Raw genomic sequence first — 9,957 nt, forward strand, 5'->3', positions numbered from 1 at the left:
ATCGGCTGGCGAGCACGGGCAATCCTGAACATCCGGATGCTGGGAACAAGCTGCGGTGGCGCATGAATGCGAAGCGACTGGAACTGGAGCCGCTGCGGGACACGCTGCTGCAGCTTGCGGGGAAGCTTACGTTTGACCGACCTGAAGGCATCCAGGTGGCGGGCACGGGTGGCAAAGGGCGGCATGGTTTGACGCGTGGGCTGCTCAGTGTTGAAGATGGGTATCGCACGATTTATCTGCCGGTGGTGCGGGACAATGTGCCGGAGCTTTTCAGCACGTTTGATTTTCCTGGGCCGACGCAGATCAAGGGGCAGCGAGATGTCACGACGGTGGCTCCGCAGGCTTTGTTTTTTATGAACAACCCGATGGTGGAGGAGCTGGCGGGTGAGATCTCGGAGAAAGCTGGGAAGGATGTGAAGGCGGTCTATCGTGCTGTGCTGGGGCGAGGGCCGTCGAGTGAGGAGGTGCGTGATGCGGGTGAGCTGGATCTGCAGACGCTGGTGCAGGCGTTGCTGGGGACTGCGGAATTTCGATATGTGTTTTAACCTTTCATTTTCTACCATGACCACACGTCGCTCCATTCTCCAATCAACCAGCACCGGCTTTGGCTGGCTGGCGTTTAATGCGCTGCATCAGCAGTGGGCGAGTGCGGCGGCACCGCCGAAGACGATCAATCCACTGGCGCCGAAGGAGCCGCATTTTGCGGCTAGGGCGAAGCGGGTGATCTTTATGTTCATGCAGGGCGGGCCGAGTCACCTTGATACGTTTGATTTCAAGCCGGAGCTGGCGAAGGCGGAAGCGAACAAGGTACAGAAGTACATGGGGAGCGTGTTTGAGTTCAAGCCGAGGGGGAAGAGCGGGATCATGATTTCGGAGGCGTTTCCGGAGCTGGCGAAGCATGCGGATGAGCTTTGTCTGCTGAACGGGATGCAGACGCGAACGAATGCGCATCAGATGGCGACGGTGGCGCTGCACATCGGGAGTGAGACGTTTGTGCGGCCTTCGATGGGGGCCTGGGTTGTTTATGGACTCGGCACGGTGGCGGAGGATCTGCCGGGGTTTGTCACGATCAATCCGGCGGCGGACAATGGCGGGGCGATGAACTATGGATCGGCGTTTTTGCCTGCGACGTTTCAAGGTACGCGGCTGAGCACGGGCGGTGGGGGCGTGCCGGATCTGAGCAATGGGCGGCTGAGTGATGCGCAGCAACGGAAGCAGATCGAATTTATCCAGAAGGCGAATCGCAAGCTGCTCAGTGGTGATCCGGGGAACCCGGAGATTGAGGGGATTATTCAGAGTTATGAACTGGCTTACAAGATGCAGACGAGTGTGCCGGAGGTGCTGGATCTGGACAAGGAGCCGCAGAATATTCGGGAGCTTTATGGCCTGGATGACGGCGCTACGGAGCGCTTTGGCACGCAGTGTCTGATGGCGCGGCGAATGGCGGAGAAGGGTGTGCGGTTTATCCAGCTGACTTCACCCGGGTGGGATCATCACAATGGATTGCGTGACAATCTTGCGCGGCAGTGTACTTCGATTGACAAGCCGATTGCGGGATTGATCGCGGATCTGAAGCAGCGGGACATGCTGAAGGATACGCTGATTGTGTGGGGTGGTGAGTTTGGGCGTGGCAGTGGCTATGATAATGAGCCGTACAATGGCCGTGGTCACAATGGTGGCGGCTACACCATGTGGATGGCGGGTGGTGGGGTGAAGGGTGGATTTGCCTATGGCAGCACGAATGAGATGGGGGACAAGGCGGAGACGGGGATCCTCGGCACGCATGATCTGCATGCGACGGTGCTGCATCTGCTTGGGATCAACCATGAGCGGCTGACGTATCGCTATGCGGGAAGGAATTTCCGGCTGACGGATGTGAGCGGGGAGGTGGCGAAGGGGATTTTGGCGTGAGGGAGGAACACCGTACTGGGCGGATTCAATATGATGGGGGTGGCGACAGCGCGCTCGTCTGTGAGCGCGTGATGACGCCATGCTGGATTGGTGCCCCTGAGAATCGGGTGGTTTGGCGAAGAGCGCGTTGGAAGATGGGAAAGCAGGGCGTGCCAAACACGCCCAACCTACGTTAGGAGGCGCGCGCCGCTGCTATATTCCAATCGCCCGCTTCAGCAGATTCGCAGTGATGCGCTGTCGATGTGGCGGGGTTGATGGGAAGATCGGAGTATCGCTTGCTGCGGATTGCTGCGGAATAAATTCCGCGCTCCGCTGCTACGCACCTATCGCCCGTTTCAGCAGATTCGCGGTGATGCGTTGGACGCGGGGGTCGGTGCCGTGGGGGCGGGAGTAGTGGCTCCAGACGGGCATGTGGCCGGGGGGCTTGCTCAAGCCCTGGGCCCACCAGATGGTGGAGGCATTGAAGATGAAGTTTCCTTTCGGGCCGTCGAAGATCACGGCCTGCCACTGCTGCGGATTGCTGCCGCCCTGGAAGGCGGTGCCTGCGGCGACGATTTCGAGGCCGGGCAGGTCCTTCGGGGCATCGCCATGATACTCCCAGCCGATCATGCCGGGAATGGTGTCCCCCTGCTTCATGCCCGTGCCTTTAAAGACCCAGTGCGCAGGCTTGGTGCAGATCCAGTCGCCACCTCCGTTCACGGGGTCGATGTTGCGCACGCCCATGAGGTAGCCTTCGTCCGGCCCGCGATGCGGATAGGGACCGTAATCTTTCTCGCGATCCACGGCGTACTTGTAGTCGCCACCGTAGGGTCCGCCGCGGAAGATCCGGCGATTGGGAAGGCCATCGGCATTCGGTGAGAAAGGCGTGACCCAGCAGACGGAATTGCCGGAAAGGAAGAGCAGATTGACGCCTGCGTCGCGCATCTTCGCCACGCTGTCGTGCTGGCGGATGTCCCAGTACTCGTCGTGTCCGATGCTGATGAATGCCTTGCACTTCAAGCCGTGATCCGGGGTGATCATGTCGGCATTCGAGCAGTAGGTCACATCGTAGCCCTCCTTCTCCAGCCAGTAGGCGGCGGGAAACTCAAAGCACAGCCACTCACCGCTGCCGACGGACTGCGGATTCTCGTAGATCTGCGCATACTTTGCATACGGACGATCAAAGCTCACATCCGACCACGACCCCTGGTTGCCCTTGGGATCGGTGTAGAGCGAGTAATTGTCCGGCCAGCGGTTGTAGGCCTGCCAGGTGTTGTCACTGCACTGAAAGAGAATGTCCGCCTTGCGGTCGTCGGTGACGATGAACACGATGTAGCTTTGCCAGTAGGGTTCGTCCTTCGAGGCTGGCAGCGTGGTGAGCCTGCCGAGATAGACGCCGCTGAGCCAGTCCTGGGGAATGGTGATGGAGGTGGTCTTTTCCCAGCGGCATTCGCGGAGGCGTTTTTCGCCGATCTCGGGCACGGGCTGTTCTTTGCCTTCAAAGGGGCCGAGTTCCGTCATCAGGCGCGCGCCGCAGCCGCCGTAGTAACCGGTGCGGAAGATTTCGAGCTTGAAGCGAGCGGTGGGTTTGGTGCTGACGAAGATGTCCAGGGTGTCGCCTGCTTTGACGGATTGGCGTGAGCAGTAGCCTTCGATGAAGGGGGTGCGGAAGCCCTCGTTCTTGTCGAGGCGCATGCGGGTGAGCTGCCAGTCGTGTGAGCCGGGCTTGGAGTTTTCTGCGGTGATCAGGGACATTTGCAGAATACGCGGGTGGAAGGCGAAAACGATCAGGGGAGAGGATTTCCGATGACAGGAGGCGTGTAAAAATCGCGGAGCGGGTGCGTGGCGCAGTGTATGGCAGACGCTGCTGGTGGGCTGGGGGTGTGGCGGGGTGGTGGGTTTGCTTCCCGGATTTGTTGGTGGGTACCAGGGTAGGCTCGCTAAGGCTCGGCAACCCTTCGCTGTGGTGTGCAGCCCCTTTGGGGCTGGTGAGTGTTGTGGAACGAAGTGCTGAAAGAGAGGCGTGGACGCCTGGCGGCAGAAGGCTTGTCGCATACCTCCGGCATGCACCCCGAAGATGGGGAACATGACGCGCAGGATCCGGTGGTTCACGCTGCACCGCTTCGCGGTTTCGCTTCACCACCGGCTAATTTCTCTGATCCTTTCAGGATCACCAGGCACGAGCCGTATTGTGTCGGGGTCAGGAGGCCCCGACACCTTGGCTGTGGATTGTTTGACGAGCTTTTGGAGCAGAGATCAGTAGGTCGCGCGGCCGCCGGAGAGATCGAAGACGGCGCCGGTGGTGAAGGAGCAGTCTTCGGAGGAGAGCCAGGCGACGAGGGCGGCGGCTTCTTCTTTTTTGCCGAAGCGGTTCATGGGGATTTTGGACAGCATGTAGTCGATGTGCTGCTGGGTGAGCTGCTTGAGGATGTCGGTCTCGATCACGGCCGGGGTGATGGCATTGACGATGATGTTGCTGGTGGCGAGCTCCTTGCCGAGAGACTTTGTTAATGCGACGACACCGGCCTTGGAGGCGCTGTAGTGAGCGGCGTTGGGATTTCCCTCCTTGCCGGCGATGGAGGCGATGTTGACGATGCGACCGTAGCCGTTTTTGAGCATGTGAGGAACGACGGCGTGGCAGCAGTGGAAGGGGCCGTTCAGATTGATGGCCATGACGCGCTGCCACTCAGCGGGGTCGGTTTCCCAGGTCTTGGCGTTGGTGCCGGCGATGCCTGCGTTGTTCACGAGGATGTCGATCTTGCCGAAGGCGCCGATGGTGGATGCGGCGGCAGCTTCCACGGAGGTGATGCTGGTGAGATCCACGGTGGCGGTGTGCACTTTGCCGAGGGCGGAGAGTTCGGCTTTGGCCGCATCGAGCGCCGCAGCGTCAATATCCCAGAGGCAAACGCCCGCACCTGAGCTGAGCAGGCGCTCTGCGATGGCGTAGCCGATTCCGCGTGCGCCACCGGTGACGATGGCAACTCTGTCCTTGAGGTCGATTTGATTCATGGACAGAGAAATCGTGCCTAGTCTTCCCAGACTTTCAGCAGTTCCACTTCAAAGATGAGGGTTTCATTCGGTCCGATGTCGATTCCGGCACCGCGCTTGCCGTAAGCGAGCTCTGACGGGATGAAGAAGCGAAACTTGGCACCTTCCTGCATGAGCTGGAGGCCTTCGGTCCAGCCTTTGATGACGCGCTTGAGGGGAAACTCGGCGGGTTCGCGTCCGGCGAGGTAGGAGCTGTCGAACTCCACGCCATTGAGCAGGGTGCCGCGGTAGTTGACCACGACGGTGTCCTTGGCCTTGGGGCTCTTGCCGGTGCCGGGGGTGATCACTTCATACTGCAGACCGCTGGCGGTGGTGGTGATGCCTTCTTTGGTGGCGTTGGCGGCGAGGAAGGCCCGGCCGGATTCGAGAACAGATTGGGACATGGGAAATTGGGTGAAAGGGGCGGGCTTCATCACCGCAAGCCAGGGCGCATGCAACCGTAAATGATGCGCAATGTGGCGTTGGTTTTGGCGAAATCCCTGCCACTTTGCGTGCGTATCTTTGATACCCCCAATTTTCCTCTTTCATGCTTCGTCGCCTCATCTTTGCCGCCATCGCGATTCCCTCCCTGCTGTCCGCCGCTGAACGCGGCCAGGATGCCTACAACCAGCGCATCCTGCCTCTGCTGCAAAAATTCTGCTATGACTGCCATGGCGACGGCACAGACAAAGGCGATTTCGCGCTGGATGAGTACCCGGATTATTCCAAGCTCATCGGCGACAAGGTGCTGTGGGATCATGCGAGGCAGCAGCTGGTCACGCATGTTATGCCGCCGGAAAAGAAGGACAAGCCTTCGCTGCCGGAGCGGGATGAGATCGTGGCGTGGATCGACAACACGGTGTTCTGGTTTGACCCGCAAAAGATTGATCCCGGCCACGTCACCTACCGCCGACTGAACCGCACGGAGTATAACAATACGATCCGTGATCTCGTGCTGGTGGACATGAAGCCGGCGAACGACTTTCCGCCGGACGACACGGGCTACGGCTTTGACAACATTGGTGACGTGCTGAGCATCTCGCCCTTGCTGATGGAAAAGTACATTCGTGCCGCCAATGCGGTGGCGGACAAGGCGCTGGACACCACCGACGTGCCAAGGCTGGACATGGAACTGGGGGCGAAGAAATTCTGGAATCAGAAGGGCGAAACGAAGGAGTGGGAGGGGGTGCGCTGGTTTCACAGCAACGCGGATGCGGCCACGAAATTCACCGCGCCTGCGTATGGCAACTACCGGCTGAAATTCCACCTCTCTGCGACGCAGGCCGGACCGGATGCGGCAAAGGTGGCGCTGCGTGTGGATGACAAGGAACTGGGCACCTTTGATGTGACGGCTCCTTATCATGGCGACAAAGGCCCGTGGCAGATGATCCAGCAGATGGTCCCGCTGAAAAGCGGCGAGCACAAGATCGTGGTGAGGTTTTTGAATGATTTCGCGGACCCGCAGAATCCTGATCCTGACAAACGCGACCGGAATCTGGCGCTGGACAAGATCGAGGTGGAAGGGCCTGACGGACTGCTGCCGCCGCGAGGCACCCGGCTTGTGCAATGGCTGCTGGATGGCAAGCCTGCGGGTCTGCCTGCCATCAACCTGAGTGGTGAGGATTTTGAAAACGGCCAGGGCAATGCGTCCCGGGACACGGGCACCATCCAACTGCCTTCGAATGGTTATGTGAAGCACCATCTGGATCTGGCCATGGCTGGAAAGTACCGACTCATCATCAAAGCGGGCGCGCAGCAGGCGGGTGGCGAGCCGGCAAAATTTGATGTGCGCATCGGTGGAAAAAATGCGGGGTCCTTCTCCATCACGGCCAAGGATCAGACGCCGCAGTGGTTCAAAACGGAAGTCGAACTGCCGGCGGGCAAGCATGAGATCCAGGTGTGGTTCCTCAATGACTACTACGACGAGAAAACGCACGAGGACCGCAACTTCTGGCTGCATGAACTCAAGGTGGAAGGACCGCTCGGTCAGCCGGAAGGCATTGCTGTCGCGGACGTGCATGGCCTTGTGGACAAGCTAGGGCAGCGCCTGTTCCGCCGCCCGCTGCGTGATGCTGAAAAGGCCAAGTGGCACGGCATCGCGGACCTGGGGCTGAAGGAAAACCTGCCGCCGCTGGAGGCGATGGGCTATGTGCTGCGCGGCATGCTGATGTCTCCGGGTTTTTTGTATCGTGGATCTCCCACGCCGACCGGAACGGTGCAAAACGGCGTGGCGTTGATCGACGAGTACAGCCTTGCCTCGCGGCTTTCGTATTTCCTGTGGTCCGCGCCGCCGGATGACAAGCTGCTGCAACTGGCGGCGAAAGGTGAACTGCGCAAAAACTTGGCTGCGGAAGTGAAGCGGATGATTGGTGACTACCGTGCGTGGAGCCTGACCGAGGACTTTGCCGGCCAGTGGCTGCAACTGCGTGACATGGACATCGTGGATGTGGACGAGAGACGCTTTCCTGACTGGAAGGGTGGAATGGGCTACGCGATGAAGAAGGAATCGCAGACGTTCTTCGACAACATCCTGCGAAACAACCTCAGCGTGATCGAATTCCTGAACGCTGACTACACTTTTGTGAACGAGAAGCTGGCCCGCTACTACGGCATCCAAGGCGTGAAGGGTGACAAATTCCAGAAGGTGTCGCTGCAAGGCACGCCGCGTGGGGGCATCCTGACGCAGGGGAGCATCCTGACGCTGACTTCCACACCGACGCGGACATCACCGGTGAAGCGTGGCAAGTATCTGCTGGAAAACATTCTAGGAACTCCGCCGCCGCCTGCGCCTGGTGGTGTGGCCCCGCTTGATGAGAGGAAGCAGCAGTTTGGCAAGCTGACCCTGCGGCAGCAGTTCTCCGAGCACCGCAGCAATGCCGCCTGCGCCGGATGCCACGCCTTCCTGGACCCCATGGGATTTGCGTTTGAAAACTACGATGCCATCGGTCGCTGGCGCGACGAGGAGAAGAAGCAGCCGATCGATGCCTCCGGGTCGCTCGTGCGTGGGCAGACTTTTGCGAATCTGGCCGAACTGCGCAGCATCCTGGTGCGGGACATGAGCGATCAGTTTGTGAAAAATGTGGCGGACAATCTTCTCATCTACGCGCTGGGGCGCGGGCTGGAATACTCCGACAAGCCCACGACGGAGGAGATCCTGCGCAAGGCCAAGGCGTCAGGCAACAAGATGCAGGACCTGATTCTGGCGGTGTGTGAGAGCGTGCCGTTTCAGAAGATGCGGGCGACCCAGCCGCAGGCCTCTGAATGACCAACTGGTTCAAGGACCAGACCAGATAAAACGCCTTGGACCGGCATGCACTCCACGGTTATTTCGAAGTATGCATTCCATCCTCATCATCGGCTGCGGCAGCATCGGCGAACGCCACCTGCGCTGCTTTCAAAAGACCGGCCGCTGTGAGGTCAGCGTGTGTGATGCGAATGCGAAGCTGCTGGGAGAGGTGAGCCAGCGCTATGAGGTGCAACCGTATGGCAGCCTGGCGGAAGCAGTGCAGGCGCGGCGCTTTGATGCGTGGGTGATCTGCACGCCTGCGCACACGCATCTGGCGATAGCGCGTGAAGGAGCGGCGCAGGGTGCGGCACTGCTGATTGAGAAGCCGCTGTCTGTGACGCTGGACGGGCTGGAGGAAACGCGTGTGGCCATTGCCCAAAGCGGGCGGTTTGTTGCGGTGGCGTATGTGTACCACTGCTTCCCGTGGGTCGTGGCGGCGCGTGAGTTTTTGCAGAGTGGTGTGCTGGGGAAGCCGTTGCATGCGAGCGTGGTGGCGGGGCAGCATTTTCCCACGTTTCGGCCGGCGTATCGCGACATCTATTATGCACGGCATGAGACGGGTGGTGGTGCCATTCAGGATGCGCTGACGCACATCGTGAATGCCATGGAGTGGATGATCGGGCCGATGACGCGGGTCTTTTGTGATGCGGCGCATCAGAATCTGGAAGGCGTGAGCGTCGAGGACACGGTGAACGTGACGGCGCGTCATGGCGATGTGCTGGCCAGCTATGCGATGACGCAGTTTCAGGCGGCGAATGAGACGGTGTTTGAAGTCCACTGCGAAGACGGCAGCCTCAAAATTGAATCTCATGCGCAGCGCTGGGGCAGCATGAAGCGCGGTGAGACTGCGTGGACATGGAACACCACCGCGCCTCTGGAACGGGATGATCTTTTCATTGCGCAGGCGAACGCTTTTCTTAATGGCATGGAGGGCAAGGCCTGTGCGCTGAGCACCTTTGAAGAAGCGGTGCAGACGCTGCGCTTTAACCGTGCCGCGCTTGATTCTGCCGCCACCGGCCTGCCCATCACGATTTCATGAACGACGGACGCAAAGAACTCCGCCTGGCGATGCTGGGCATGATTGAAGGGAACGGGCACCCGTATTCGTGGAGCGCGATCGTGAATGGATTTGATCCGGCTGCGATGGCGCAGTGTCCCTACCCTGCGATTCTGAACTATCTTGGCAAGCAACGCGTGGAGGAGGTGCGCATTCCCGGGGCGCGGGTGACGCATGTGTGGACGGATGATCCGGCGGATGCGCCGAAGGTCGCTGCGGCGAGCTTGATCCCGAACGTGGTTTCGAAGCCGGAGGATGTGAGCGGGCATGTGGATGCGGCGATCATTTCGACGGATGATGGGGATGATCACATCCGCCGCGTGAAGCCTTTCATCGAAGCGGGGCTGCCGGTGTTTGTGGACAAGCCGATGGCGACGAACATCGCGGACCTGCGGCAATTTGTGCAGTGGCACAAGGCGGGTGCCGTTATTCTTTCCACGAGCGGCATGCGCTATGCGCCTGAGATGAGGCTGAGTAATGAGCAGCGCGCTCAACTTGGAGATCTGCGCTGGATCACGAGCTTCACCTGCAAGACGTGGGAGCGCTATGGCATCCATGCGCTGGAGGCGGTGGAGCCGCTGCTGGGGCCGGGTTTCCTGACCGTGCAGGCGCTGAGCGATGCGGGAGGTGATGTGATGCACCTGACGCATCGCAGTGGCGTGCGGGTGACGATTGGCGCGCTGCATGATGCGTATGG

General features: G+C 60.0%; 8 protein-coding genes. 5 read left to right on the top strand and 3 right to left on the bottom strand.

Features of this window, described 5'->3' with window-relative positions:
- Both ACIREA_RS18195 and ACIREA_RS18200 read left to right on the top strand, forming a co-directional pair.
- Positions 1-545 (top strand): DUF1553 domain-containing protein (locus ACIREA_RS18195; RefSeq protein ID WP_397383753.1); only part of this gene is annotated, 545 nt, incomplete at its 5' end.
- Between the two features lie 16 nt (positions 546-561).
- On the top strand, positions 562-1,911 hold the full coding sequence (locus tag ACIREA_RS18200) for a DUF1501 domain-containing protein (protein WP_397383754.1): 1,350 nt from the start codon (positions 562-564) through the stop codon (positions 1,909-1,911).
- Positions 1,912-2,226: 315 nt separating this feature from the next.
- On the opposite strand, the gene ACIREA_RS18205 is transcribed toward ACIREA_RS18200, so the two are convergent.
- The 3 genes from ACIREA_RS18205 to ACIREA_RS18215 all read right to left on the bottom strand — a co-directional run bounded on the left by ACIREA_RS18205 (position 2,227) and on the right by ACIREA_RS18215 (position 5,321).
- On the bottom strand, positions 2,227-3,645 hold the full coding sequence (locus tag ACIREA_RS18205; protein WP_397383755.1) for a N,N-dimethylformamidase beta subunit family domain-containing protein: 1,419 nt from the start codon (positions 3,643-3,645) through the stop codon (positions 2,227-2,229).
- Positions 3,646-4,146: 501 nt separating this feature from the next.
- Positions 4,147-4,899 (bottom strand): SDR family NAD(P)-dependent oxidoreductase, encoded by a 753-nt coding sequence (locus ACIREA_RS18210; RefSeq protein ID WP_397383756.1) that lies wholly within the window; start codon positions 4,897-4,899, stop codon positions 4,147-4,149.
- 17 nt (positions 4,900-4,916) lie between these two features.
- Positions 4,917-5,321, bottom strand: a complete 405-nt coding sequence (locus ACIREA_RS18215) for an FKBP-type peptidyl-prolyl cis-trans isomerase (RefSeq protein ID WP_397383757.1) — start codon at positions 5,319-5,321, stop codon at positions 4,917-4,919.
- A 143-nt stretch (positions 5,322-5,464) separates the two neighbouring features.
- Here ACIREA_RS18215 and ACIREA_RS18220 point away from each other — a divergent pair, with 143 nt between their 5' ends.
- The 3 genes from ACIREA_RS18220 to ACIREA_RS18230 all read left to right on the top strand — a co-directional run.
- Positions 5,465-8,182 (top strand): DUF1592 domain-containing protein, encoded by a 2,718-nt coding sequence (locus ACIREA_RS18220; RefSeq protein ID WP_397383758.1) that lies wholly within the window; start codon positions 5,465-5,467, stop codon positions 8,180-8,182.
- A gap of 70 nt (positions 8,183-8,252) precedes the next feature.
- Positions 8,253-9,242, top strand: a complete 990-nt coding sequence (locus ACIREA_RS18225; RefSeq protein ID WP_397383759.1) for a Gfo/Idh/MocA family protein — start codon at positions 8,253-8,255, stop codon at positions 9,240-9,242.
- Positions 9,239-9,957, top strand: a 719-nt coding sequence (locus tag ACIREA_RS18230; protein WP_397383760.1) for a Gfo/Idh/MocA family oxidoreductase, incomplete at its 3' end; no start/stop codon positions are given. The genes ACIREA_RS18225 and ACIREA_RS18230, both read left to right, overlap by 4 nt.

The sequence above is a fragment of the Prosthecobacter sp. genome (assembly GCF_044373815.1).
In the GTDB taxonomy this organism is placed as follows: Bacteria; Verrucomicrobiota; Verrucomicrobiia; order Verrucomicrobiales; family Verrucomicrobiaceae; genus Prosthecobacter.

What these genes read in the sequence shown, in the direction of transcription:
- ACIREA_RS18200 (WP_397383754.1), top strand. Translation starts at nt 562, where the DNA reads ATGACCACACGTCGCTCCATTCTCCAATCAACCAGCACCGGCTTTGGC.
- ACIREA_RS18205 (WP_397383755.1), bottom strand. Translation starts at nt 3,645, where the DNA reads ATGTCCCTGATCACCGCAGAAAACTCCAAGCCCGGCTCACACGACTGG.
- ACIREA_RS18210 (WP_397383756.1), bottom strand. Translation starts at nt 4,899, where the DNA reads ATGAATCAAATCGACCTCAAGGACAGAGTTGCCATCGTCACCGGTGGC.
- ACIREA_RS18215 (WP_397383757.1), bottom strand. Translation starts at nt 5,321, where the DNA reads ATGTCCCAATCTGTTCTCGAATCCGGCCGGGCCTTCCTCGCCGCCAAC.
- ACIREA_RS18220 (WP_397383758.1), top strand. Translation starts at nt 5,465, where the DNA reads ATGCTTCGTCGCCTCATCTTTGCCGCCATCGCGATTCCCTCCCTGCTG.
- ACIREA_RS18225 (WP_397383759.1), top strand. Translation starts at nt 8,253, where the DNA reads ATGCATTCCATCCTCATCATCGGCTGCGGCAGCATCGGCGAACGCCAC.